General features: G+C 34.9%; 27 protein-coding genes and 1 pseudogene. 7 read left to right on the forward strand and 21 right to left on the reverse strand.

Annotation, left to right across the window (positions count from 1 at the left end; all coding sequences use genetic code 11):
- Window positions 1–131: 131 nt before the first annotated feature.
- From ACN6MX_RS10380 to ACN6MX_RS10390, 3 genes are read right to left on the reverse strand one after another with little or no spacing between them, the layout of a single operon-like run.
- The gene (locus tag ACN6MX_RS10380; RefSeq protein ID WP_419958855.1) at window positions 132–1256 is read right to left on the reverse strand and encodes a Ger(x)C family spore germination protein; all 1125 of its coding nucleotides are present in this window, start codon (window positions 1254–1256) and stop codon (window positions 132–134) included.
- Complete coding sequence (locus ACN6MX_RS10385) at window positions 1253–2347, reverse strand: GerAB/ArcD/ProY family transporter (protein WP_419958856.1); 1095 nt, start codon at window positions 2345–2347, stop codon at window positions 1253–1255. Before ACN6MX_RS10385 ends, ACN6MX_RS10380 begins: the two co-directional genes overlap by 4 nt.
- Window positions 2344–3708, reverse strand: coding sequence for a spore germination protein (locus ACN6MX_RS10390; RefSeq protein WP_419958857.1), 1365 nt, complete (start codon window positions 3706–3708; stop codon window positions 2344–2346). The genes ACN6MX_RS10385 and ACN6MX_RS10390 overlap by 4 nt, the downstream gene beginning before the upstream one ends.
- Window positions 3709–3882: 174 nt before the next feature.
- Here ACN6MX_RS10390 and ACN6MX_RS10395 point away from each other — a divergent pair, with 174 nt between their 5' ends.
- Window positions 3883–4575, forward strand: coding sequence for a zinc transporter family protein (locus ACN6MX_RS10395; RefSeq protein ID WP_419958858.1), 693 nt, complete (start codon window positions 3883–3885; stop codon window positions 4573–4575).
- A gap of 143 nt (window positions 4576–4718) precedes the next feature.
- Here the strand turns inward: ACN6MX_RS10395 and ACN6MX_RS10400 are convergent, their stop codons facing one another.
- Window positions 4719–5942: an MDR family MFS transporter gene (locus ACN6MX_RS10400; RefSeq protein WP_419958859.1), complete on the reverse strand. Its 1224-nt coding sequence runs from the start codon at window positions 5940–5942 to the stop codon at window positions 4719–4721.
- Between the two features lie 106 nt (window positions 5943–6048).
- Between ACN6MX_RS10400 and ACN6MX_RS10405 the strand changes: the two genes are divergently transcribed.
- Both ACN6MX_RS10405 and ACN6MX_RS10410 read left to right on the forward strand, forming a co-directional pair.
- Complete coding sequence (locus tag ACN6MX_RS10405; RefSeq protein ID WP_419958860.1) at window positions 6049–7695, forward strand: ABC transporter substrate-binding protein; 1647 nt, start codon at window positions 6049–6051, stop codon at window positions 7693–7695.
- A gap of 292 nt (window positions 7696–7987) precedes the next feature.
- Window positions 7988–9775 carry a S9 family peptidase gene (locus ACN6MX_RS10410; protein WP_419958861.1) on the forward strand — a complete coding sequence of 596 codons (1788 nt, stop codon included), beginning with the start codon at window positions 7988–7990 and terminating at the stop codon, window positions 9773–9775.
- A gap of 126 nt (window positions 9776–9901) precedes the next feature.
- Here ACN6MX_RS10410 and ACN6MX_RS10415 read toward each other — a convergent pair.
- From ACN6MX_RS10415 to ACN6MX_RS10425, 3 genes and pseudogenes are all read right to left on the reverse strand, one after another.
- A pseudogene (locus ACN6MX_RS10415) lies at window positions 9902–10444 on the reverse strand (GNAT family N-acetyltransferase).
- 198 nt (window positions 10445–10642) lie between these two features.
- The gene (locus ACN6MX_RS10420; RefSeq protein ID WP_419958862.1) at window positions 10643–11449 is read right to left on the reverse strand and encodes a nucleotidyltransferase domain-containing protein; all 807 of its coding nucleotides are present in this window, start codon (window positions 11447–11449) and stop codon (window positions 10643–10645) included.
- Window positions 11450–11518: 69 nt separating this feature from the next.
- Window positions 11519–11992 carry a DinB family protein gene (locus ACN6MX_RS10425; protein WP_419958863.1) on the reverse strand — a complete coding sequence of 158 codons (474 nt, stop codon included), beginning with the start codon at window positions 11990–11992 and terminating at the stop codon, window positions 11519–11521.
- A gap of 163 nt (window positions 11993–12155) precedes the next feature.
- On the opposite strand from ACN6MX_RS10425, the gene ACN6MX_RS10430 reads away from it, so the two are divergent.
- Window positions 12156–12758: a hypothetical protein gene (locus tag ACN6MX_RS10430; protein WP_419958864.1), complete on the forward strand. Its 603-nt coding sequence runs from the start codon at window positions 12156–12158 to the stop codon at window positions 12756–12758.
- A gap of 67 nt (window positions 12759–12825) precedes the next feature.
- On the opposite strand, the gene ACN6MX_RS10435 is transcribed toward ACN6MX_RS10430, so the two are convergent.
- Window positions 12826–14826 (reverse strand): ABC1 kinase family protein, encoded by a 2001-nt coding sequence (locus ACN6MX_RS10435; protein ID WP_419958865.1) that lies wholly within the window; start codon window positions 14824–14826, stop codon window positions 12826–12828.
- A gap of 194 nt (window positions 14827–15020) precedes the next feature.
- Here ACN6MX_RS10435 and ACN6MX_RS10440 point away from each other — a divergent pair, with 194 nt between their 5' ends.
- Window positions 15021–15845 (forward strand): manganese catalase family protein, encoded by an 825-nt coding sequence (locus ACN6MX_RS10440; RefSeq protein ID WP_419962602.1) that lies wholly within the window; start codon window positions 15021–15023, stop codon window positions 15843–15845.
- A gap of 76 nt (window positions 15846–15921) precedes the next feature.
- On the opposite strand, the gene ACN6MX_RS10445 is transcribed toward ACN6MX_RS10440, so the two are convergent.
- From ACN6MX_RS10445 to ACN6MX_RS10480, 8 genes are all read right to left on the reverse strand, one after another.
- Window positions 15922–16167: a hypothetical protein gene (locus tag ACN6MX_RS10445; protein WP_419958866.1), complete on the reverse strand. Its 246-nt coding sequence runs from the start codon at window positions 16165–16167 to the stop codon at window positions 15922–15924.
- A gap of 88 nt (window positions 16168–16255) precedes the next feature.
- Window positions 16256–16558: a hypothetical protein gene (locus ACN6MX_RS10450; protein ID WP_419958867.1), complete on the reverse strand. Its 303-nt coding sequence runs from the start codon at window positions 16556–16558 to the stop codon at window positions 16256–16258.
- A gap of 99 nt (window positions 16559–16657) precedes the next feature.
- The gene (locus ACN6MX_RS10455) at window positions 16658–17170 is read right to left on the reverse strand and encodes an N-acetyltransferase family protein (RefSeq protein ID WP_419958868.1); all 513 of its coding nucleotides are present in this window, start codon (window positions 17168–17170) and stop codon (window positions 16658–16660) included.
- 420 nt (window positions 17171–17590) lie between these two features.
- Complete coding sequence (gene mntR, locus ACN6MX_RS10460; protein ID WP_419958869.1) at window positions 17591–18016, reverse strand: transcriptional regulator MntR; 426 nt, start codon at window positions 18014–18016, stop codon at window positions 17591–17593.
- Between the two features lie 138 nt (window positions 18017–18154).
- Window positions 18155–19099 carry a metal ABC transporter solute-binding protein, Zn/Mn family gene (locus ACN6MX_RS10465; protein ID WP_419958870.1) on the reverse strand — a complete coding sequence of 315 codons (945 nt, stop codon included), beginning with the start codon at window positions 19097–19099 and terminating at the stop codon, window positions 18155–18157.
- 19 nt (window positions 19100–19118) lie between these two features.
- Entirely contained in the window at window positions 19119–19985 is an 867-nt protein-coding gene (locus tag ACN6MX_RS10470) for a metal ABC transporter permease (RefSeq protein WP_419958871.1), read from the reverse strand.
- Window positions 19982–20725 (reverse strand): metal ABC transporter ATP-binding protein, encoded by a 744-nt coding sequence (locus ACN6MX_RS10475; protein WP_419958872.1) that lies wholly within the window; start codon window positions 20723–20725, stop codon window positions 19982–19984. The genes ACN6MX_RS10470 and ACN6MX_RS10475 overlap by 4 nt, the downstream gene beginning before the upstream one ends.
- Before the next feature lie 603 nt (window positions 20726–21328).
- A complete protein-coding gene (locus ACN6MX_RS10480) occupies window positions 21329–21844 on the reverse strand; it encodes a TetR/AcrR family transcriptional regulator (protein ID WP_419958873.1) in 516 nt (171 codons plus the stop codon).
- 99 nt (window positions 21845–21943) lie between these two features.
- Here ACN6MX_RS10480 and ACN6MX_RS10485 point away from each other — a divergent pair, with 99 nt between their 5' ends.
- Both ACN6MX_RS10485 and ACN6MX_RS10490 read left to right on the forward strand, forming a co-directional pair.
- The gene (locus ACN6MX_RS10485; protein WP_419958874.1) at window positions 21944–22771 is read left to right on the forward strand and encodes an SDR family oxidoreductase; all 828 of its coding nucleotides are present in this window, start codon (window positions 21944–21946) and stop codon (window positions 22769–22771) included.
- Window positions 22772–22923: 152 nt separating this feature from the next.
- The gene (locus ACN6MX_RS10490; protein ID WP_419958875.1) at window positions 22924–23181 is read left to right on the forward strand and encodes a hypothetical protein; all 258 of its coding nucleotides are present in this window, start codon (window positions 22924–22926) and stop codon (window positions 23179–23181) included.
- A 91-nt stretch (window positions 23182–23272) separates the two neighbouring features.
- Here ACN6MX_RS10490 and ACN6MX_RS10495 read toward each other — a convergent pair whose 3' ends face one another.
- The 5 genes from ACN6MX_RS10495 to ACN6MX_RS10515 all read right to left on the reverse strand — a co-directional run bounded on the left by ACN6MX_RS10495 (window position 23273) and on the right by ACN6MX_RS10515 (window position 26640).
- Window positions 23273–23716, reverse strand: a complete 444-nt coding sequence (locus tag ACN6MX_RS10495; RefSeq protein ID WP_419958876.1) for a GNAT family N-acetyltransferase — start codon at window positions 23714–23716, stop codon at window positions 23273–23275.
- A 262-nt stretch (window positions 23717–23978) separates the two neighbouring features.
- Window positions 23979–24122, reverse strand: a complete 144-nt coding sequence (locus ACN6MX_RS10500) for a hypothetical protein (RefSeq protein WP_419958877.1) — start codon at window positions 24120–24122, stop codon at window positions 23979–23981.
- Window positions 24123–24371: 249 nt separating this feature from the next.
- Entirely contained in the window at window positions 24372–24800 is a 429-nt protein-coding gene (gene arsC / locus ACN6MX_RS10505; RefSeq protein ID WP_419958878.1) for an arsenate reductase (thioredoxin), read from the reverse strand.
- 13 nt (window positions 24801–24813) lie between these two features.
- Complete coding sequence (locus tag ACN6MX_RS10510) at window positions 24814–26109, reverse strand: arsenic transporter (RefSeq protein ID WP_419958879.1); 1296 nt, start codon at window positions 26107–26109, stop codon at window positions 24814–24816.
- Window positions 26110–26193: 84 nt separating this feature from the next.
- Window positions 26194–26640, reverse strand: coding sequence for a MarR family winged helix-turn-helix transcriptional regulator (locus ACN6MX_RS10515; protein WP_419958880.1), 447 nt, complete (start codon window positions 26638–26640; stop codon window positions 26194–26196).
- Window positions 26641–26790 lie beyond the last annotated feature (150 nt).

The following is a 26790-nucleotide window of genomic DNA, read 5'->3' on the forward strand; positions in this document are numbered from 1 at the left end:
TCCCCCTATGTAAAGAAAATTATGCTAACTATATTTTAACGGACAATGATTACATAAGAAAGGGAAACTTCCTTAGCAGTCTGATGAATTGAAAAACCTCTTTAATAATCGAAAGAGGTTTCTTCGTTCCTTTATTCAATTGCTCCTGTGCCTTTAAGTGATACTTTAACGCTCACATCCAACGGTAAAGTCGGATATAATTTTTGCCATTCGGAAATCGTGTTTTTGTCATATAGCTTCATAGTTCTATACTTTAAACCGAAACCCATAGGATCTAGATCTTTTTCTTGAACTGCAGTGAGAAATTCTTCAATCTTTTTTTTCAGTGCCTTGGAAGCTATCTTGTCATACTTATTTAGATCTTTTAAAAAGAGATTTTTATTGGATTGACCAATTACACCGATCATTTTTACGTCCATCTTGATGGAAGTGGGCTGTCCATTATCCATTAAAACTTTATATTGTACATTTGTTTTTTCCATATTAATAACGAATATTAGATCCTCTGATTCTGCTTTATAACTAAATCCACTCATTCCATTTAGAAGAGTATTATAATACTTTGATTGCTCCGAAGATAATTCGAACGGTTTAGATTTTTCTTTAACAACCAAGGATTTATTGACAATCAACTCTTTCTTATCTTCAGTTGCCTCTACAAGCGGCAATACTGCATCAATCCCATCCGACAACATATTTCTTCTAAATTCATAAAGGAATGTGGAGGTGATAAAAGGACTGTCTGTTCCACTCCCACCAAAAAAGTTGACGAGAGTAGATGATACAGCCGATTCAGCTGCAGGTTCCACTCGCAAAATAGACTCTGCGGACGTTTTAGCGGCTGCTACCCAGGCTATCAACTGAACATCACTCCGTCTTATAAAGTAATCCATAAAATCCTTTACGTTATCTTGTAGTAAGTCCTCGTTAATAACGATAATTTTGGCATGCCCAAATTCTAATACTTTGTCTGTATGTGTTTCCAAAATTCGAATTGCTTCTGCAAGCGTTTCCCCTTCGTAAACTAGATATTCATAAGTAGGTCCAGTTGATGATTTAATAGAAGCGACAGGTAATGATAATTTTAATGTTACTTTATATCCCCCTTCCTCCTTTTCCGCTGGATCTACACCAATACCTGTTACAAAAACCCGCTTATCAATATCTTTAAATCCACATCCCGCCAATATAGAAACAGATGAAAAGTAAACAGCTGCAACAACGATTACTTTAAAATTTCGGAATCGATGCTTCATAATTTTGCACTCCTTTTCACTATAACTAAAGAAATTATTAATACGGTAAAAAATATAGGCAAAGATTCATAGAAATAATTTGAAAAGATAAACAGTTGGTACTGTGTCAATTTTCTCGTTAAAACTAAAGATATTACCCCAAATATAATAACGAAAATATATGGTGTCAGCATTTTACCTTTCCATTTCAAACGTTTAAATTCAAAAATGCTCTCTAATAATTTAAGAGCAACATGCCAATGTAATAATAAACTTACAAATGCTATACCGAAGAAAGATAGGATAAAAATAAAAATAACTCGTTCTATTGGACCGTATTTCATACGAATTGAATCGCTCGTGAATACCCATGGAAAGGTAAGCTCTGCAATTTTCTCAAACCCGTTATACCCAATTGGAACAAAATAAGTCGTAAATAAAACAACCGTTCCTGTAAATCCAATAATAAGGAATTGTTTCCATCCCATTTTATGCTTTTTTGTAAAAAGCTTATTAAAAATAACCAAATCCGTAATCCCTACAAAAATATAAAGCGAGGCACCAAAAGCACTATAGGATGGAAGATGATTTGCATGCATCATAGAAACCTTTATAAAATCCCAGTCTAATTTAGGGTTAATATAAAATTTTATTAATAGAAAGAAAATTAGAGGCACAAATAAAACGATTACGATTTCTGCCATATATAACATACTTCTAGATTTCATCAATACTCCAAATGATATAACTAGTACGAACGCAAATGTCGTAGTAACAATGGACGTTTCTGGCGAGAAAAAAGTAATAAATAAAAATACATACGTAATAAGGGTAATCAGTCCCGCAGTAAACCAACATAAAAAAAGGTAAAAAAGCACCGGGTAAGCAAACCATTTTGGAGTGTGGGCCTTCAACATTTCCGGCAAGTTTTTACCAGGAAAAGAATTGAATAACTTTACTATTATATATACAAGTATGGTTCCAATAATAACACCAGCAATCATAGATGGAATTGCCCCTTTTTTGCTTTCAAATAAAAGAATTTTGGGAACGGAGGCAATGATATTGGAAAACATCGTGATAAAAATAAAATAAAAAAGAAAGCGACTCATTCACTCTTCACCCCTTTTTCACTCCTTCTACTCTTCCAATACATTTTTAAATAAGGTTCACCAAAACTTTCTTTGTTAATCAAAAACATAAGAATTCCTAAAAAGCCAAGTATAAAACCAACCGTGCCAAAAAATGTCGTAAAAGCTAATAGAATGTACCTGCAAAATCTAATTGAAAAACTCATCTCGTTTATAGGAATCACAAAACTAGAAATGGCTACTGCCGACACGATAATAATCATTATATTCGAGGTCAATGCCGCCTCTGTAGCCGCGGTTCCTAATATTAAACCACCAACAGTAGTAGCCGTGGCACTAATTGCTTTAGGTAGTCTAATACTCGCTTCCGTTAAAAGTTCCATAAATATAAGCATAAATAATACTTCTATAAAAGATGGGTAAGGCACTCCAATCCTACTGCCGGCAACAGTTAATGCCAACTCTGTTCTAAAAATGTCTGGATTATAGGAAGTGATAGCAACATACAATGCTGGTAAAACTAAACAGGTTATTAATCCAAAATATCGAAGCACCAGCGTAAACGAAGTAATCCAAAATAAATGATAGTTATCTTCCATGGACACCATGAAATCAAAAAAGACGACTGGTGCAATTAATGCATGGGGACTTCCGTCCATCATCAATATAACTTTACCTGCATCCAAGTTATAACAAATACGGTCAGGTCTTTCTGTTAACATTAATGTCGGAAATAGCGTAAATCTCTTTCCATTCAAGTAAAGTTGGAGCTCACCTGAGGATTGAATAAGTGGTGAGTCTAATTCTTTTAGTCTCTTCCGAATAGTTTTTAATATAGCTGGCTTTACTGTTTTGTCATCATAAATAATAGCTATATCATTATGTGTTTTATCTTTTAACTCTAGGATTTCAATTTTTAGAGTGGGCTCTTTATACCGGTGTCGAATGATATTCAAGTTGGTAAGAATGTCCTCGCTTAATGCTTGTTGGGGTCCATATACAGTTGGCTCCATCAGTGTCTGCTGTACAGCACTTGTGTTTACTTTCTTCACATCTATTAGAAAAAAATGTTGTTGAACTGCTATTAACACACTTCCCTTTGTAAGTTCGAGCGGAATTTTGTCTTCCGATTTAATATCTAATAGATCGGGTGACGATTGTATATAAGCTTCGTAATTCTGTACTGATCGCATTTCGAAAAATGGCTTAATAATAACATTTTGTAATTTATCTGCATCTACTGTCGTTTTTAAATAAAGAAGAAAGGCTACTTCTTCTTCTAGTTGTAAAGGTATTTGCATAACATCAAAAGAAGGATTCAGTTGGTCTTTAAGTTCATCCATCAACCTAGGAAAATCCGGTTTCTCTTTTATATTCATCATATACAAACCTCCAGTAAAGAGAATCTTCGGTATGTATAGGTTAACCGAATGAACACTATTCAATCCTACTCGCAGGAAACTTTTATGAAAAAAAAAGAGAAATAATCAGCATAATTTACTTCCATATTTTGTATTTTTAGTTCCAATTTATTTTAGAGGAGGGAATGATAAAATTTGAGTGCATTATTTCTTGGGGGATTTCTATTCTTTAGTGTAAATATAGGGGCAGTAATTGCTTGGTTAGTAGCTAAAATATTTCATCGTTCCGACGTAGGTTTGGCTCTTTTATGCGGAGGATTCTTAGTAGGTTTACTGGCACTTGATATAATTCCAGCGGCATTCCATTTTTACAATTCAGCAGGTATCGCTTTTGGTATACTTATTGGTTATATGTTTTTACTACTTGTGAACAAATCACTCCATTCCTCCAACCAACATAAATCTTCTGTCTATTTGCTAACTATCGCTCTCTTCATTCATACCATTCCATTAAGCTTAACTATTGGGAACTTGCTTGGGAATTCTTCCTTCGCACTCTCCATTACAACCTCCACCATTTTGCATCATATTCCCGAAGGATTTGCCATCACATCAATATTTATCGCACAAGGACAGAAAATGATAGGCTTATTCCTTTGTTTTATTGGTTTATCTATCTGCTTTAGTTTTTTTATTTGGATTGGCAATCATATACATCTGAACATGAAGGCACAAAGTGTTCTTTTAGGTATCTCCATTGGGTTGATTGCTCTAACGAGTGTAAAAGAATTTATTTTACATAATATCCGAGTAGTGCCGACCAGGACATTAGTAACGTTTGTCTTAACAGGGTATCTTCTCAGTGTAGTGTTTCATATGGTGTTCTAATTATATGAAGAATAGTACAATCGATCAACCAAACTATAAAAAAACGGCAGGAGAAAAGGATGACCTTTCTTCTGCCGTTTTGTTATTCATGAAATGCGTAATATTTTTGAGTGTAGCCTTTTTGTATTTTATCGTTCTCAAAATCAATGACGTGCCCTTCTAAAGAATAGTCCTGTGTACAGTAAGACAGTCCCGATCATTAATATAATGCCGATATATACTGACATCATCGTTGGTATTAAAAAAGCACCTATTATAATAGAAGTACGAGCGATTAAATCAGCACCGCTAAAGGAAAAATTCGAGAACGCAGAATAGGAACCTCGCTTATCTGCTGGAATCATATTTGCCTCTTCTGCATTTCGAACAGGAGAATATATTAGTTCACCGATCGTTGCTATAAAATTGAACAAAATCAATATATACCATGTATTTGCGGAAGTGACGGTAATATAGCCAACACTATAAATGATTAAACCACTTAACAAAACCTTTTTCTTGCTGAAGCGATCTGTAAATCTATTTATCAAAAATGTAAAGCATACAACGAGCAGCATATTCTCGATATTAAGAATACTTAACATTCGTACGCCTGCAACCTCAAAGTCTCCTATATGTACGATTTTAAATGTTTCCGCTAAGCGAACACCTATGTAACTATTCAATGTAAACTCCGCTGCAAAGATCAGCATGGAACCTATCACTACTTTAGTAAACGGTCGATCCTGAAATGCTACTTTGTAGTTTTGAACCAAATCAACAAAAACATTCTTATGTTTCTTTTCCATTTTCTTTGTATGTTCATCTATCAACCAAATTTTATAAGCAATCGGTAGACTTAGAGATGTAAACGTTAGCAAGGCAAATAATTCAATTTGGTGATTGATATACAACAAACCACCAAGAGCAGCACCGATTGCCATCGATAAATTTACCAGCCAATAATCGAGCGCATACACTTCTTTTCTGTTTTCAGGCGTAGTAGAGTCAATAATTATGGCATGCATAGCCGGACGACCGAGACTACTTGCAATAATATAAGAGACATAGGCTAAGGCAAAAAGCCATATGATATTCTCTTTTGGCAATAAACTAATCGTCATCACGAAAAACATTAAAGCACTTATAAATGAAGTAAGTACCAGTACACGTTTCCTTGGAAAACGGTCAGAAATGTATCCTCCGATTAAATTTACAAAAAAGCTAATAAATACAGTACATATTAAAAAGATCCCTGCCCATACTTTGCTCATTTCTTGAGCAAAAAATAATGCCATGAATGGCATCACTGCAGATGATACCGCTCGATTAAAAAAAGATGTGATTAAGCGAACTTTAATATTTTGTGGGTAGTTTTTCCAGGCCATGTTGTCAACCTCCTCTGTCATATGTATATTAAAGTAGACTTCGAAATTATTAAATAGACAGTTTTTAAAATTTCGTCCACTTTTAAGGAAGAGAGTTCAATAGATAATGGATAAATACTTGCTAGCTTTATGGAAAGATATCCCATCTGGGCCTATCAAACAGAGTGAAATAGCTGATTTACTTCAACTAAGTCCCAAACAAACAGCACGATATATACATAAATGGTCTTTCGATGGTTGGTTAACATTTACTTCTGGTCGTGGGAGGGGGAATGTTTCAAATCTCCAATGGTTAAAAAATGTGGAAACTATTTTAGAAGATAGACTCACGAAGATAATTGATGAGAAACCAATAGAAATTAGCAGTAAATATTTATTATGGGATTGGTCAACTGATAGTAAATTACGATTGATGGAAAAATTTCGCTCCAAGTTTGGCTACGTTCAAAGTACAAAAGACAAGCTAATTGTTCCAAGAAAAAATCCTTTTTTGACGATGCATCCTTTAGAAGCAGCGGATGTACATAGCGCCAATATCGTGGCAACAATCTTTAATCGTTTAGTATCAGTCGATGAACATGGATTGGTTTCACCTGAACTTGCACATAGCTGGGACTTACAAAAGAATAGGATTCGAATTTATTTGAAGAAAGATATTAAGTTTCATGACGGATCTGTTTTAACAGCAAATGCTGTTGTTAACTGTTTAGATAAACTGCGCAATCATACCTATTATCAAAATTTGTGGAAACCGGTAAAAGAAATAGTCGTTGCAGCTTCTCTGGTAATAGATGTTCACTTTTCTAGTGAGTGCAGTTATTTTTTACATATGCTTGGTTCGATTAACGCAAGTATTTATATAGAAACCGAAAATCATTTATACGGAACAGGCAGTTTTTACATCCAAGAGAATAATGAACAGAAAACAGTTTTACTAGCTTTTAAAGACTATTACGCAGAAAGAGCGTTACTAGATGTAGTGGAACTTGTCCAAGTACCAAAAGATTTTGACGTCGTATATCGTTCCTCAACACTTGAAAAAGACGACCAGACGTTTCGTGTAGAAAGTGATTCGGGCTTCGGTGTAGTGCTGATGAATACATTCAGAAACACAGCTATCCAGCAAAAGGAAGTGCGCGATTATATAAACTATGTAATTTCCAAATATCGCCATGAAATAAATCTAGTCGATAGTCGGTACTCCCCAAACCATCTAGGCTGTCTAATCGGGCACAGCAAACCTTATTTGGTACCACAAGTGAAAAGACCAGATTTTTCGGAACCGCTTGTTTTAAAAATAGTAAATTATACAGAAAATACAACTTTATGGTTAAAGAGTATATTAGAAAAAGAAGACATCCCTGTAGTAATAAAATGGGTTTCATTCAAAGATTCAATTATTAATACTCCTGACAATGAACAGGTCGACCTTTTTGTACACGGAGAAGTATTTGAGATGAATCAAAACTTTTCCTTTTTCTCTTTTCTGCAAAATGGTTATTCATCGTTAGCTGAAATTCTAAAAAGGAATCCAAAAGTAAAAGATTATATAGATGTGTATGCCCAAACACCATTTCAGGATTGGACATCATTAAACTTAACTATAGAAAAAACACTTATTGAAGATTCAATTTTGGTTCCTTTGTTCTATTCGAAACGGCAAATCCCCTTCTCTGCCGATTTGATGAATGTCAATATGAAACATTTCGGCTATGTAGACTTTTCTAAACTATGGGTAAGACCAGAAATTTGAGAAAAAATATACCAGTCTAGAAAGATCAAGTACAGAAAACACAAGAAGGACCTCTTCGTCTTGTGTTTTCTATATAGGAAATAACAAAGGGCAACCCATTTTCAATACAGTTCGCAATAAGCCAAATTAAATAAAGAAATTAAACGAAAGATTTATAAGTTGCTCAAAGATAACCACAACTTCATGCTGGTTATTAAATATTTTGATAATATTTAATATTTAGTTAAAATCTCCAAAACTGGTCAAATTTTATGGTAGAATATAAATATCTTAATAGAATTGGGGAATTTAAATGGTCAAATTTGATAAGCCTGATGTGGAACAATTTTTTCAAACATTAACTGTGGAAAATTTCACTGTAAGTCCTGATGAAAAACAGCTTGTAATTAGTACAAATCTGACCGGTCACTTTAATATATGGGGAATGGATTTGCCTAATCAGTTTCCTTATCCACTTACGTTTAATAATCAGAGTGTAGATTTTTTAACATACGCAAAAACTGGCGAATTTATGGTTGCTGGCTTTGATAAAGACGGAGATGAAAACACACAAATTTATGCTCTTTCTCCTCAGGGTGGAAAACTGGTCTCACTACGTAGCAATGAAGGAGAACGACATTTCTTCAACTACTTGACGAAAGATGGAAAACGTCTTTACTATTCCACAACAGCAGGAAATGCAAAGTTTCTTAATAATTATATATATGATATTGAAACTGGGGAGGATAAACTTTTACTAGAAGGCAGTACTGCTCCTACCTCTATAGAGGCTGTCTCCCCAGATGAAAAATCTTTTGTTTCAGGTAAACAATTTGGAAATACTTACTCTTTAGCCTATGTTCATATCGGTGATGAGACTATTTTATTGACTCCAGAGACAGAAGAACAGCATACGGTTTCGGAGGTACTATACACTTCAGAATCAGAAATTTACTTTTTAACAAACTATAATTCAGATTTGACCTATTTAGCTAAGTTCGACATAGATGCGAAGGAATTTAAAAAAGTTTTAGAAATCGATAAAGAGGATTTTTCAAGTACACATTTTTCTAAGAAAGACCAAATCCTCTATTTAGTTGGTTCATACGGAGTAGAAGATCGCCTTTATGAATACCATTTAAAAAACGAAGAACTTAAAGAAGTCCAAGCACCAACAAGTGTCGTAGAAAAAGTAATCGTAATGCCTTCTGGTAATCTATATATTCAAGGACGGACTTCTACAAGACCAAATAATGTCTTTGTTTCAAAAAATAATGGCGATTCATGGGAAGAGTTAACTCAATTCCGTGTACCAGGGGTTCCAGAAGAAATGCTGGTAGAACCTACTGTTTTAACTTATCCTTCTTTTGATGGCCTAGAAATTGAAGCCCTACTTTTCAAAGCAAAAGAAGAATATTCCAATGGTCATGTCATTCTATGGCCACATGGTGGTCCTCAATCCTTGGAAAGAAAATGGTTTCGCTCGATGTTCCAATTCCTACTCAATAGAGGGTATTCCATTTTCGCTCCAAACTTCCGTGGTTCTTCAAACTATGGCCTAAAGTTTATGAAATTAGTAGAAGGAGACTGGGGACATGGGCCACGTCTAGATAATTTGGAAGGATTAGAATGGTTGATCAAAGAAGGTTATGTTGACAGAGATAAAATCCTGCTCCTAGGTGGCAGCTATGGAGGCTATATGTCTCTTTTACTGCACGGTCGCCATGCAGAGTATTTCAAGGCAGTCGTAGATATATTTGGTCCAAGTAATCTATTTACCTTCGTAGATTCTGTGCCCGAGTTTTGGAAGTCTTTCATGATTCAATGGGTAGGTGATCCAGTTAAAGATAAAGATAAATTTATAGAAGATTCCCCCATTACTTATTTAGATGGGATGACAAAACCTATGCTAGTTATTCAAGGGGCTAATGATCCTCGGGTTGTCCAAAAAGAGTCTGACCAAATTGTCGCAGCTTTAAAGGAACAAGGTAGAGATGTGGAATATATAGTTCTACCTGATGAAGGCCATGGCTTTTCGAAAAAGCAAAATGAAATATTAGTTTATGGCAAAATGCTAGATTTCTTAGATCGCTTTATCTAGAAGGATTTTTTACGTACAACGGAACATATAAGTTAAAGCAAGAAACAAAGCCTGATGTCAGTGGCAGTGAGGTATCAGGCTTTGTTTTCAAACTGTTTCTCTCTCCCCTATAAAAATAATTACATCTCATTCCATATTTAATCTTCCCATAACCACGGTGTTGTAATATCGACCATCTGATAAACTTTTGTCTTTTCTAAAATACCTTCTTTTTTAAAACCAAATTTTTTATAGAGATATATTGCTTTTTCATTGGTTTCCAAAACATTCAACGTTATTTTTTTAATACCGTTTGAATCAGCCCAATAATAGATTTTTTTAATAGCTTTGTTCCAATACCTACCCCAATAATCTTTAAGAACACAAACTCCAAACTCTACTTTATTGGCGTATCTTTTTAAATCATTTTCTTCACATCTTGAAAATCCGACAATATTATCATTAATAGCTGCTACTAAAAAAGATTATTCATTGATGCTTTATCTGTTTTGATTATTTCCTCGAATTATGTGTATCTATGTATGCTTCGCCCTTTTCCCTATCAAGATTTTGCGTTTCTCCATCAATCTGTAACCTGATTTCCCACAATTCTTTTGCATCATTATTAATAGCCGATCTTAAAGTGTAGTGTACTCCGTTCACATTATATTCTTTTTGGCTAATTTTCATCTCTATCCCCTCCCTAAATACAAAAGATGTACACCGATTAGATGCACATCTCTTTCTTCAAATCATTTTTCCACTGGGCTATATTAACGCATCCATACATTTATCGTTGATACTCATGGCATTTTCTCATGCATCGCTAGGATAGATTGTTTGTATTCTTCCATCAAAGTGTAACCTCTTTTTCATAAAATAACCCACTCATCTATCATAACAATCTTCAACGAATTTAGCGTGGGATCCTTTTGTATAGAAGGAAATCATTCGATCCCACAAAGGTTTAATCTTACTAGGGTCAATTATTTCAGAGAAAACCCAATCAGTTTCTTTGGATAGCAATTCACATATAAGCAATACTGCTTGTTGGTGTTTTAGGGGTGTTATATGATCGTAAACTTTATTGATTGTATGATTGATTTCTTGAGGAAGCGAAGTCTGCAATGTTTTCAATCCTAATTGTGCCCTTTCCGGATTATATCGAAGTAGTAAAACTCTTGCTAGATGCGTCATAACTTGGTGAAGCATACTAACCGACCATAGATCATTGCCTCGTGCAGATGATTTCTTATATTGGAAAAGAAACCATGCAACATCATCGACTGCGTCCTGAAACTCTTGTTCGGATAAATTTAGGTTTTGAGACTGCTTGTATTTCTCCATTTTACAGTTTGGGTCATAAAGAACTTTTATAAAATCCTTTTCGATATATGTATTTTCTGTCACTGTAAACAGGTCTACATGCACTAAATTTTCATAGACTGCAAGAATTTGTGGTGCCACGATAAAAATTTCGTCATAAAACAACAATTGTTTATATGATTTTAAGTGTTGGAGTCTACTTAGAAGAAAATCTTCCTCATCTTCTTCATTCACTAAACAATACAAATCTATATCCGAATGCTCATCCTGTTCTCCTCTTCCCATTGAGCCTTTTAAAAAAATTGCCTGAATTCTTTTATCCATCCGAAGACTATTTACAATTACTTCTACTGCATCATCTATTACCACTGTGACTCACCTCTTAAAAAGTGTCTGTAAAATATAATTTCCTTTACAGACACTTTTTATGGTATTCGATTAACCTTGTTGCTCTTCTCTTGTTGGTCCCATTACTCCTGGCACCGGTAGTCCAGCTTGACGTAGAAGAACTGTCATTTGGCCACGGTGATGGGTCTGATGGTCGATAAGTCCGCGTAGCAAAGCTCCCCTAGTTGTTTCGCCTGCGAAGCTTTCAATCTTCTCAACCAATTTCTCATCTGTTAAATTGCTTTTTGCCTCGTTCTTTACAGCTTCAACGATTTCTTTATATGCTTCCACAATATCAATAACTTTAATTTGGCCTTTTTTCTCCTCCCTTTTAACATTTAAGCCTACTAATCCTGCGAAAAAAGCTGGACTTGTTGCAAGATGCCAGCCAAGCCAACCAAGAGTACTATGTCCCTCTACGATTGCTTGGTCTAGTTTTTCATCAGATAATGACTCTAGCACTCGTAGTGTTCCCTCCGCTGCAACTGACCAATCTGTTATAAAATCATTTACAGTTCTATACAATTATACCGACTCCTTCTCGTAAATATTATCTTTTCCATTGTAATTATTATCCCTATAATATTCAACTTTAGTAATCCTGGACCATTAGAAGGTTCCATACATATTTTACTTTCTAGTATGCATATGTTAATAGATACGTTTTCATGACGGAAGGAGATTTACTGTGGCAGATGATACGCAGCAACATTTTTATCAAAGCTGGTGGTTTATTTTGATCATTTTAATCTTAGGAATTGGAATTATTGAAAATATAGTCAGCCATTCGGGGAATGCAGAAATAGATAAAATGGAAGTAGCTGCTTCACCGTTTTATAAACAAATGGAGAAAGAAGAGCTAAAAGAAAAAATGACACAAAACCAGAAGGAACCAGAAGTAATTGCCGCAGAAATAATTATGAAGAATTTCGGAACAACGAATTTAGAGAAAGAAAGAGCAGTTCTATCTTCTAGATTTGAAAGTGGTGTAGTCGAAACAATAGCATTGGAAGAAAGTATTAAATCCGCAAAATCCGCAAAACAATCCTTTTTGTACAATACAGTAGAATTTATGAAAGCGATGAAATCCCAAGAACATGTTAATCAAGCTACCTTAATAGTACAAGCTCCTCTCACAGATCGTTACGGGAATGTGGAGATTGGAGATGTAATGATAGTACTAATGAGTCGAGAAACGTTAAATAAAATAAACTTTAATAATTTTAATCCAGCAAATCTTTCAGCAGTTGCAGATAGCTACTGGGAGCATCCTGCTTTGTCAGCTAAATAATTCGGAACTTCATGGCACAAACCTCCACTTCAAAATGAAATAGAGGTTTGTGTCTTTATATTTTAAGTTACCTATCGCTTTTCATCAGTCGTATCGCCTGTATAGACAATCGTACTAATAATACTGCACATAAAAATAATCCAACATACGCAGCCGTGTTCAAATAGATTGCAAATTCTGCCTCTATAAATTGACCTATCGCTAATAATGCAGCCGATATAATTCCAAATGTAATACCTACCATTAATAGGACGAAACGAGAAAATAATTGCGTGACAAACATAGAATTACTTTTATCGGAGAAAATATCATGATGTAACGTTATTTTTCCACTTTCCACCCGCTGAATGAGATGATCCACTCGTCTTGGTATTTTACGGATGGTAGGTAAGAGTAATGCAAGTTCCTCTTCCAGGCGTTCAAAGGTTTTCTTTGGTTCCTTAAATGGTTTTCTCCATAACGATGCCATATATTTAGTAGAATATTCTTTTGCTTCATTAAAAATATCAAAATCATTTTTAATCATGTGTAAAGTGCCGTCGAGTGTGACTATGGCTCTTAGTGCAATTCCTACCGATGGATAGAAGGACAAACCGAATTTATGGACTACTTCAAAAAATGCTTGAATCAATTCCTCCGTTGGAATATGCGAAATATAGGAGATTCTTAATATTAATTGTGCCATCGCATGTTCCAATTTTTCGCGGTCAATATGATCTACTTCCTCAACGAGTAGAGAAAGTGCATCATATAGAATATCCGAATCATTATGTTGAATACCCAATAAAAATAACTTCATCCCCTCCTGCTGAGGCCCAGCTAAGCGACCAACCGCTCCAAAATCTAAGAAAATAGGTGTTCCATCAACATCGTCTATAAAGATATTTCCTGGATGTGGATCTGCATGGAATATTCCGGAATACAGTAATTGATCAAAAAATGAATATAGGACCGTCCTTGCAAACTGTTCTCTATCCACACCGAGCGAATGAAAAAGTGTATCTCCATTTGCTACACTTTGTCCATGAACATATTCAAAAACGATCAAATGATCATTGCTTAGGTCCGTATAGATATAAGGTATTTTCACTGTATATGAACTATCTTTTAAAGCAGTAGTTACTTGGAGAGCATTTCGCATTTCAATCTCAAAATCAACTTCATCTCTTAAGTTATCCGCAAAGCCAATTGCAAGCTCACGAAACCCTAACTTTTCAGCCCAAGTAGATTTATCAGAGAACCATGTAGCAAAGTCTACTAATATATTTAAATCATCACGCATCATATCTTTTATATCCGGTCGTAAAATTTTCACTACTACTTCTTTATTGTTTGAGCGAAGAATTGCTTTATGTACTTGACCTATCGATGCCGAGGCAATAGGTGTCAAATCGAATTCAACGAACATATCTTCCATTTTATAGGGCAAGTAAGACGCCAAAATAGAATTTACTTGTTCATTAGTTAAAGGCTTCACATGCTGCTGAAGAGATTCTAATTCCTTTACAAAAGCAGCAGGTAATATATCCCCTCTTGTAGAAAGAACTTGACCAAACTTCACAAAAACACCACCAGATTGCTCTAATGTATCTTTTAAAGCTTTGGCTAGTTCTCGCTCACTTTCCTTGAACTTTGAATATTTAATCGTCCGAGAAATACCATTTTTCATCGCAATTTGAACAACCTGTCGCAATCTTCTTTGACCACGCCATTGATTGCGTAGGCGTATCCATAATGATTTGTTGCCAGATACTCTTTGCCCCTTTTCTCCAATTGCCATTGGATCAAATAGTTCAAAGAAAAGGTAAAGTAACATGGATATTAACAGCATACTTCCGATCCATATAATAGTGTTGACATCCATATACGTATATACAAAACTTTCCGATAAGAAATTTGTTCCACGTAGATAGGCGTACCAGTAAACAAAAGAAGTAAAAAATACACTAATCACAACTGCCATAATACGTTTTACAAAGTTGATCTGCGAGCCCATCAAACGACCGCTCACAAAAAAGATGAAGCCCGAGATCACTAAAATTTGAAATAAAATCTTCAAATAAATCACATATAGCACGCCCCTTTCACTTTCCCTAAGACTATTCCCTTTCTTTCATTTTAATAATCTTCCGTTGACTTCACAAATGAAAACCTCTACTAAAATTAATGTATAAAGATAATTATGTTTCAAATACTAGGACCGAATAATTAATGAAATGAGGATGAGGAATGTATTATTATTAAGAAGAATTATTAAACCAAATAGTACCAGACCAACCAGATCCAGCTGCTGCAAAGGTTTTGCAAGAAATCTTAGGCGGACATTATGGTGAAATGCGAACTATGATGCAGTATTTTTTTCAAAGCTCTAACTTTAGAGGAAAGGAAACTCAATTCAGGGATTTACTTAGAGGAAGATTTCTGGAGGAAATTGCACATGTGGAATTAGTACAAAATTCAATTAACCAATTATTAAATGGTTCTGGTGACACTTCTGCAGCAGGGAATGCAGGTATAAATGGTGCTCCACTGGACGTTGCAACAAAGCATGCCAATCCACATCATTACATTATGGGCGCTCAAGCTTCTTTACCAGTCGATGCAGCCGGGAATCCCTGGAATGGATCCTGGGTTTACAGTCACGGAAACTTAATAGGAGATTTACTCGACAATCTTGTACTAGAGTCTACTGGTGTACTGCAAAAAACTCGAATATATGAAATGAGCTCCAACAAGACATTCCGAGAAACCCTTGCGTTCCTCATAGTAAGAGACAACTCACATCAAAATGCATTCGCCAAAGCCTTGGAAACACTTGGAGTGCAATGGGGCAAATTGTTCCCTGTTCCGAATTATGATATTAACAAATATCCAGAATGCAGAAAGTATATAGACATGGGGTATCACAATTCAACATTTAACTTCCGATTAGATCCAACTAGAATTGCTGAAATTATTCATGGGACGAGCCCTAGTCGTAACCATGGTGAACTAACGGTTACAAATCCACCAGCTGGCTTTCCGGTTCCATTGATGCCAGAAATGCCAAATGAACACAGCCCTGGCCTGAGTGATATGCAATATTAATGCCCAAATATTAACTCAAGTAAAATTTTTTACTTGAGTCTTTTTGTTGTAGATATCTAAATGCATAAACGAACGGCTACTCCTCTTGTATAAACTTTACCACATAGTACTGACAATTATTACAAACCATTAAATGTGGGCATATATGATTTTCCGCAGTGTTTTGATAGCCATCCCCCATTTTCACAGTCTCTTCATCATTATAATGACCGTATGGATCTAAAAAATCAGATATTTTTCCAGAGTCCTCCAACTGATTATTACATTTTGGACAATTTATATCTAATACTTTTAGCGAGTTACATAAAGGACATATGGCCATAGATATCTCTCCTTTTTACCTTCCTACTTAGTATCCAATTGTATAAAAATATTATGCAAATAAAATATAATGACAACCATCTCCGTTTTTACCCTAATAACAGATTTAAAATTGGTGGTAATAAGAGTAAAATAGCGGAACTTAAAATAAGAATTTGTGACACTATTCTAGGAAGTTTTTCTCTGCCTTTTCCCTTGTACCAACCACTGAATTGCAACTTGTTTCTATAGAGAACAAAAAATAAAATAAAAATGGCAATAAAAACAATCAATCCATATTTTTCTGTCTCTAAGCCCATTTCTAAATAAAAATAATTTATAAAGTAACCTAAAGCACTTCCCACAATAGCAAATAGAACAATAATTCGAATTAACTCCAGTAACGTTCTCATGCCTATCTCCTATCTCTTTATCCATATAATTTCTACTATTTATATTCGTAACAATCCTTATAAAATCGAAAACAAAGGTATATCGTATGCCAGTTTCTTTCAATGAATTATATCGGTAATATTATCCCAGCCATAGACAAGTTCATTTAATTTCTTTCCGGCAATCTCTATTTCAACTTCGCCAATTTTCTTACCACCCGTAGCCTCATAAAACAACTTTGAATTGTTATCCTCTAATACGAGGACGAGCATTGTGTTAATTCCAAGTTTTACAATCCCCTTAATTACTGCTTTCAATAGCTGTTTTCCTATCCCTCTACCTTGATACTCTTTTAATATATAGATAGAAGTTAGTTCTCCCTTATATCCTTCATACTTACCACTTCTTTCAATTCCACCTGAAGCAAAACCAACTATTTTCCCTTCATCATTCTCCGCAACAAATACATTACCTTCTGGAATACTTGTTTCCCAGAATTGTTCTCGTCTTTTATAAGATAAGTTCATCAAGAATTCTTTAGGAAGAATACTTTTATAAGTAGTCCTCCAACTCTCCACATGCACTAAAGCTATTCCTGTTGCATCAGATATCTTCGCTTCTCTAACTCTCATTCAAACCCTCCTTTTAAATCTAGCCATTTAATATGTAGTAGTTTTGCTTGCTTATAACTTTTTTCCTCAACAATCTTCGTTACATTTCTTATGCTATTCTTTTTGTCCAATTCGTGAAATCAATTTTCAATAGCTTTTCAGTTGGTTTTAGCAGGGCACATTGTAAAACTATTTTTAATCCAACAGGTTGGATAACCAGTAGTGCCGTAGCTTATAAATACGCAAATATTCCCTATATATTGTGCAACATTTTAATCGAGTAATTTAAAGCTGAAATAATTTTTTTATACTATTTCAGCTTTTTTGTGATTAAAAAAATAATTAGGAATATTTTCTATATATATTATAGCTGCATGAAATTTATCTAATGGTTATTCAAATAAGTGGGCAGTTTAGTCTTCGTAATAAAAACTACAGAGCTTATTGAGGAAAACCTGAAATCTTCCGAACCTCATTTAACTCTTTAAGTCTAGCGGAATCTTCTTCAAAATATTGTACAAGATTTTCAATTTTAATAATAGAACTCTTACTCATATGATGCTCGATTCCTTCAACATCCTTATAAATATTTTCTTCATTTACCCCAATAATTCTTAAAAAACTTTCTAACAATTCATGTAGGTCTACTATACGTTTGCCCATATTGCTTCCTTTTGTAGTTAATATTAAGGGTTTATACTTTTCGTAGACTAAATATCCTTCTTTATCAAGTCTTTGAACCATTTTTGTGACTGATGAAGGATTAACCGACATAGCCTCGGCGATATCTGATACTCGCGCGTAGCCTTTACTTTCGATGAGTAAATAAATTTCCTCAAGATAATCCTCCATGCTCGGTGTAGGCATTACAGGCCCTCCTTTATCTTAGAACCATCAAAATTTCACACTATTGTAGGATTTTCTATTTAAGACTATAAATGAATTGTTCCTTATAACTTCTTCTTGCTCATTGTACAGTAACAATATCAATGTAATTTCATATGATTATTTTTCCGTTAATCCACTTAAAATAACATTAATATTCCATTCCATCATTTTAATATAGCTATCTCCGTCATCCCCTGGTTTACCAATAGAGTCAGTGAAAATCTTCCCGAAAATCGGAACACCGGATTCATTAGAAACCATTTCCATGCTACGTGGATCTAAACTTGTTTCAACAAATAAGACAGGGTTTGTTTTCGAACGAATAAAATCAACAACGGTCTTTACTTGTTCAGGTGATCCTTGGTTTTCTGCGTTAATTTCCCAGATGTAGGCCGCTTCAAAACCATATGCTTCACAGAAATATTTAAATGCCCCTTCGCTTGTTATCAACAGTCGTTGCTCCCCGGGAATTTCGCTAAATCGTTGAATAGCCTCCTCATGTAGCTTCTCCAGTTTCAAGATATATTCCTTCGCATTTTTTTCATAGACATCGGCATGTTCTGGGTCAACTTTTATCAATCCTTTTTTCACATTCTCCGCATACTTAATACCATTACGTATGTCTAACCATGCATGTGGATCTTCTTCTGATTCTTTTCCCTTGGATGTCAAATGTTTCGGCTTTACCCCTTCACTTACACGGAATACTGGTGCTTCAATTCCCGTTTTACCTGCAGTAAGCAACAACTTTTCAAACCAGGAGTTCCCTCCTTCTAAATTCAGCCCATTATAAAAGACAACATCTGCATCGGTTGTCAGTTGTACATCCTTTGGAAGTGGATCATATTCGTGTGGATTCGAACCAACTGGTGCCAAGGTATGAACTTCTACACGATTACCACCAACATTCTTCACGATATCGTAAATAATTGAGTAAGTTGCAATAGCTTGAATTTTATCATTTTTATCTTTCACTGCATTCACATCTTCTTTTCCACAAGCTGCAAGTACAAGAACCACCGAAAGACTCATAATTAATGTTAAAAGTTTAAAAATTTTCATCTAAATCCTCCATTTTATATTAATAACGAGATAGCATTTCTCTTTTTCGGACGTTCTTAATAGCACGCCAAACCAAGCCTTGTTTGGGTGAAAATACAAATGTAAGAATAAATAGGACTGTGGCTACAAGTACTATTGCGGCACCTGATGCTAAATTGTAGGTGTAGCTGAAATACAATCCAAATATGGATGATAACACTCCGATTCCTGCCGAAAGGTAAATCATGACCCAAAGACGATTTGTCAACAAGTATGCAGTTGCAGCTGGAGTGATGAGCATTGCTACAACAAGCACAATCCCAACTGTCTGGAGAGAAGCAACCGTCACCATTGTCAACAGTGTCATTAAGAAGTAATGAATAACTCTTGTTGGTAATCCATATGCCGCAGCCATCGTTGAATCGAATGAACTGACGAGAAGTTCTTTGTAAAAGGCATACACGCATACTAAAACAAAAATTCCGATAAACAATGTTGACCACATTTCCGATGGTCTAACTGCTAGTACGTTTCCGAATAAAATATGATACAAATCCGTACTACTTTTCATAAGTGTTATCATAATAATCCCAGAAGCAAATGCAGCTGTGAACATAATTCCAATCGAAACATCGTTTTTAATCCGGCTGTTCTGACTTATAAAACCAATACCAAGTGAGGTTAGCATACCGGTAAATACCGCTCCAAAAAAGAAGTTAATACCAAGCATATAGGACAATGCAACACCTGGTAGCACAGCATGAGAAATCGCATCTCCCATCAGAGCCATTCCTCTCAAAATAATAAAACAACCAATCACCCCGCAAATAATTCCAACCATAATGGAGGTAGTCAGTGCTTTTTGTAAAAATCCATAAAACATAAGGGCATCAAAGAAATTTATCATGCTTTCACCTCCATATTTGTTAAAGTGGAAAATTGGTTGTTATAAGCCTTATCTAGTACTTCTGGACGAATAACTTTTTCAACCACTCCGAAGTCGATGAGTTCTTTGTTCAAAAGGATTAGTTCATTGAAATAATCAGTGGCTTTACTTAAATCATGATGAACGACAACTACGGTTTTTCCAATATCACGAAGTTGCTTCAATATCGATATGATCGTTTCTTCACTCGTAACATCGACACCAACAAACGGTTCATCAAGTAAATAGATTTCAGGCTTTTGCGCCAATGCCCTTGCAAGAAATACTCTTTGTTGCTGCCCGCCAGAGAGTTCTCCAATTTGCCGATTGCGAAATTCAGTCATTCCTACTTTTTCCAAACATTCATGTGCAAATGCTTTGTCTATTTTCTTTGGGCGTTTAAATACACCTAAGTTGGGAAACGTGCCGAGTAACACCGTATCAATAACAGTAATGGGAAAATCCCAGTCAATGCTGCTTCGTTGTGGAACATAAGCTACTTTTGTCCTCATTTCCTTAATTGTCTTACCTAGAATCGCAACGTCACCTTTTTCCTTTGGAATAAGGTTCAATAATGCTTTTAATAATGTCGACTTCCCTGCACCATTAGGTCCAATAATGCCTACTAAATTTCCTTCCTCAACTGTGAAACTGACATTTTTCAAAGCTTCACTACCGTAGTAGGAAACATACAATTCTTTCACAGCAATGGCTGTCTTCACAAATAACCCCTCCTACGCTCATATTTATTGTCTAACTTTGCACACGGGCAATTTTCTTTCGAGATATACACTATTATTCAAAATGATAAACACATTTAAATTCCCTCACGAAATAATTTTTCCTTAAGGAAACTTTTAGGTTAAAAAAAATCAAACTATATGCTAATTATGTTTGGTAAGTACTATTTTGTATTTAAAGTATATGAAGCTCACTTCGTATTAGTTCCTCCAATACTTATATTTAATAAATAAATACACTTTTTTAGAAAAATGATCATCTTTTCAAGTTTTCTTCACCAACACTTCCCTAGCTTAATAGAAGATTAAAACTGATGGTAAAAAAGCAATGTAATGGTACTTAAAATAAATATTTGTGTCACTTTTCTTGGAAGTTTTTCTTTCCCTTCTCCCTCATACCAGCCACTGAATTGCAACTTATTTCTATAAAGTACAAAAAACAAAATAAATATAGGAGTAAAACCAATAAAACCAAATTTTCAGTATCAATCCCCATTCCCAAATAAATATTAGTCAGAAAATAACCTAAAGCACTTCCTACAACAGCAAATATAACAATAATGCGGATTAACTCCAATAACCTCCTCATGGTTTTCTGCTATCCTCATAACTTTTTGTCCAATTAGTAAAACCAATTTTTAATAGCTTTTCAGCTGCTTCAGCAGGGCTAATTATAAAACCATTCTTTACCCAAAAGGTTAGATATCCTATTGTGCCGTAGCTCGCAAATATTGCATAATCCTCGTCATTGAATACATGTATTAAATGAGCTGCTAGTTTATTGGATAGTTTTCGAATGGCGTTCGTATCGGCAAACTCCAATTCATAAAACGAACGAAATTTAAATATATGTTCACATAAGTGATGGGTCATTGGCTTCCCCCATGAGTTGAACTCCATTTCATAAAAGGATAAAAACTGTCCATTCAACATCCGTCTCACTTCCTCCATTAGCTCATATTTATCCGCAAAATGCAGATAAAATGTAGAGCGGGAAAACCCTGCTTTTTGAATAATTTCTTTTACCGACAATTCTTCGAAACTTTTCTCATGCAATAGCTGTAAAAAAGCTTCAATTATCGTTTCTTTTCCTATTTTCAATAGTGACACCCCTCTGGACATTTCAGGTAAAAATGTCTCGTTATTTCTCTTAAGAATGCGTTTACAATAATGGTATATCATGGTTAGGAGGAAGTAAATATGACAAAACAAGTGTATGTAATTACAGGTGGTTCTGGTGGTATGGGTAAAGCAATTGCTGAACTTGTAGGGAAAAAAGGAACTTTATTATTAGCCGATGTATCGGAAGAGCGTTTGATTCAAACTAAAGAAGAACTAGCTACGAAAGGAATTACAGACGTGCACTACCAAACAGTTGATATTACTTCAAAAGAAAATGTTGCTGCATTAGCTAAAAAAGCATCCGAACTAGGAACATTGAAAGGGCTTATTCACACTGCTGGACTATCCCCAACAATGGCGGATTCTAAACGTATTACAGAAGTTAACTTAGTTGGTACTGGAATCGTATTAGATGCATTCCTTCCACTTGCAACTGCGGGTACTGCAGTAGTATGTATTTCTTCTATGAGCGGTCATATGGCACCTCGAGTAGGTCCTTATACAGATATTTTGAAACAACCATTAGCTGAAAATGTTTTAGAAACAATGGAACATTTCTCACAAGGTGACTCAGGCGCAGCATATAGTTTATCAAAGTTAGGCGTACTTTTAATAGTAGAAGACCAAGCATGGGCATGGGGTGAAAAAGGTGCCCGTATTACATCGATTTCACCAGGTACTATTAACACACCTATGGGTCGCCAAGAAGCCTCTCAACAAGAGCAAATGAAAATGATGCTTGAGATCACACCTTTACAACGTGAAGGAGAAGCATCAGAAATTGCTAAAGCTGCTGAGTTCCTTCTTAGCGATGCCGCTTCCTATATTACAGGTACAGATTTACGTGTGGATGGTGGTACTATTGCTAATTTAAATCGGGTTCAGGTGTTAAAAAGTATAGAATAATAACGACTTCTGCTTAAAAGTAGATGGAGAGGAATATTCTCCATCTACTTTTTTAGTTGTTAAACTGAACTTTTATAGTTTAGTTTTTAAAAAATGAGGTACATATAAAGAGAGTCTAGAAAATACTTAATATAATACTGGAGGTAAAAATTATGAAAAGAAAAATGGTTGCTTTACCATTAGCATTATCATCTTTACTTATTCTTGGAGCATGTGGCGATGACGATACTGATGTGGATGAGATTGAAGTAAATGATCCATTGTTAGAAGATGATGGAGAAAATGACACAGGAATTGAAAACGAAGCAAACGATGAGGAAGAGAAAATAGAGGAAGTAGAAGAAAATGAGGATGCAGAAACTCAGGAAGAGGGTTCAATAAACGATTCAACGGATGACGCAAACGATTAAGGAAAAGCACTTTTCACTTTTATTAGTGAAAAGTGCTTTTACAATTAGCCCAGGAAAAATTAAAGGAATTTTTATGAATTTGAAAATTCAATTAGTTTGTATACTTAAAAATAAGCTCTCCATTTGGATCCCTTTCGTTTATATACTTAAATCCGATACTTTTATATAAATGAAAGGCTACTTCATTTTCTTCGATGATACTTAAATATATATCTTTTACTCCAAATTCTTTTGAAACGATATCAAGCAGTTTCATTATTGCTTCTCTACCAAAGCCTTTACCTTGATATTTTTCATCGATCATTATTCTATCAATCCACGTATCTTTATTTGGTCCAAAAGAACCGTACATAGCAAATCCAATTATTTCTTCTTCATTATATATAGCCACTGGATGCCATTCTTTGTAAGTGTCAGCTTCCTGTAGGCATTCATCTACAGATTCAATATATTTTTCTTGCCCAGCTCTTAAGTTTATTTTTCTTACAATATATTCATTGGTATTATCAATGTCTTTAAAATACATATTACCCATGTTCCTGCTATACCTCACTATTCATAACATGATTAATCTACTCGTGAAATAGGAATCTTCTTACTTTACTCCGTAACCGAAATGAAGCCACCATAACTTCTTAACCATTCGTCCACTGCTATTCGAGAGTAATAATTAAGTCCTCCGATTTGTATGACAGGTCTTTCACTTTGTGACTATCCATCATAGGACGATATTGGTCCTAATAATATGGAGTCTTTCACACTAATGCCTAAGTACTCCGCTAATTCCTCTTGGTTCACTAATTGACTCGGTCTTTCGCTACTTCCATTACTGTTTGGGGAGTAGCATCTTTTTCGCCTAATTCCTTTGCGATGAGGCCACCAATTACCAAGATGCTAATGGCTAATAAACAAACAGATAATGCCAATAGATTATTCTTCAAACGTACTCCTTCTCTCTTTCTAAAGAGAGATGCATATACTTGAATTTGCTAAATCCTTTTTTCTTACAGCTTACCATATGTTGGGATACTTGCTCCTTAATAATTAAATAAAAAAGATGGAGAAACGAGACGTTTCTCTCCACCTATCTTATATTTCTACTTATCGGCTACTGCTCCCGTTTAAACTTTACCACATCGTAATTAAACGAAAGCACTTTTCACCTTTATTAGTGAAAAGTACTTTTATTATTAGCTAAGACTATTAATACGTGTTGCAAATTGATTAATCCTATTTCCAATTTCATCACGAACTCGTTGGAATACAGCCCACTTTTCTTCTTCTGTTCCAGTAGCTTTCGCAGGATCATTAAAGCCCCAATGCTCCCTCTTAACATGAGACGGTGTCATTGGGCATTTATCCGCTGCATCACCACAAAGTGTTACGACTAGGTCAGCACTGTTTAGTATTTCCAAGTCAATTATATCCGACGTTTGTTCAGAGATATCAATTCCAACTTCATTCATCGCTTTAACAGCATTCCGATTAAGTCCATGTGCTTCGATCCCAGCACTATATACATTCCAATTATCATTTAAATATTTCTTTGCCCAGCCTTCTGCCATTTGGCTACGGCAAGAATTGCCCGTGCATAGAAAGTAAATCGTTTGTTTTGTCATAAAAATTCTCCCTTTAAAAAAATAATAACGTTAAGTATAGTCCAAATAATGTGAGGAATAAAATTGGTATAGTCAAAATAATACCTGTTTTAAAATATACACCCCAGGATACTTTCACGCCTTTTTGAGATAAAACATGCAACCATACTAATGTTGCAAGTGATCCAATTGGCGTAATTTTTGGTCCTAAATCGGAACCGATAACATTTGCATAAATAAGTGCTTCTCGAATAACACCTGTAGTATTTGTTTCTCCAATTGCAAGGGCATCAATCATCACAGTAGGCATATTATTCATAATCGAAGATAGAAATGCAGCTATGAACCCCATGGACATAGTTGCCACAAATAATCCTCGTTCTGACATAAATTGAATAACATCAGCTAATGAATGCGTAAGCCATGCATTTCCTAAACCGTATACAACAACATACATACCAATGGAGAAAAATACTATATTCCATGGTGCATTTTTAATAACACTAGTAGTATTCACTGCATGACTTCTTCTCGCCATTAGTAAGAAAAATATAGCAACCACACCTGCTACGATTGAGACTGGTAGATTTATAAATTCACTAGAAAAATAGCCAACTAGTAGTACTAGGAGTACATACCAAGACAGATGGAACATTCTTATATCTTTAATCGCTTCTTTCGGTTCCTTAAGTTTAGTTAAGTCATATGTTTTAGGAATGCTTTTTCTAAAATAAATTAATAACACACTAATCGTTGCTATTAACGAGAATAAGTTCGGAATAATCATTCTTGAAGCATATTCCACAAAGCCAATTTGGAAGAAATCTGCCGAAACGATATTGACTAAATTACTTACGACAAATGGAAGTGAAGTCGTATCTGCAATGAACCCACTTGCCATAATAAATGGAAAAATCATTGCTTCTTTAAAATTCAAATGACGTACCATTGCCAAAACAATCGGCGTCAATATTAATGCTGCTCCATCATTAGCAAAAAATGCAGCAACCATGGCACCTAATATACTTACATAGACAAACATCTTGACTCCACTGCTTTTCGCTGCCTTTGCCATATGGAGTGCGGCCCATTCAAACAATCCAATTTCATCTAATATCAATGAAATAAGAATAATTGCAACAAATGACAAAGTGGCATTCCACGTAATTCCGATTACTTCCTGTACATCATGAAAACCTACTACACCCACTAATAATGCTACTAATGCCCCACCACATGCTGTCCAACCAATTGATAAATTCTTTGGCTGCCAAATAACGAACGTGAGCGTGATTAGGAATATCAGTGATGCTAATATTGCATCCACCAAATTAAACTCTCCCTCTATGTATAAAGTTTTTGCTGAAATTTTATTCTGTTGCCACATACTTGCAATTTACAAATAAAATATGTTTTAGCACACTGTTGAATTATCAATATTCACTTTAGACATAGCTTTATTCAATAATTCTAACGATCGAATTACTGTGTCTCGTTCAAATTCATTCATTTGAATAAAAACTTCTTCGAGATAGGTATTCACTGAATGTTCGATAGTAGTTGCTACAAATTTCCCTTGTACTGTAAGCCCTAATATAGAAATCCTTTTATCCTGGGAAGATGCTGTTTTTGTGACCAGCTCCATTTTCATTAGGTTTTGAATCTGTCTGCTAAAAGTGGTTATATCCATAGCTAATATTTCAGCCACTTTCTGCATAGACGGTGCATTTTGCTTATCAATTTCATAAAGAATATGACTCTGAACTGCCGAGACTTCTACTGATCCAATGGAACAACAGTTTTTATTTAAAAGTCCGAACCTTCTTGTTAAAAGCTGAAATAATTCCCGTTTGTTTTCCATAGTGTTCACTCCTTTTTTATTTATAATATAATTACTTGTAAAATGCAAGTGTCTAAAAACAAAAGGTTCAAATGAACTGATTTATAAGTTTGAATTTTGCTAGACATAAAGGCAGTAAACTATCCTATTATGGTATGCTCAGGGAGGGGT

Origin of the sequence: Psychrobacillus sp. BM2, from assembly GCF_048572895.1 — a bacterium.
Taxonomy (GTDB): Bacteria; Bacillota; Bacilli; order Bacillales_A; family Planococcaceae; genus Psychrobacillus.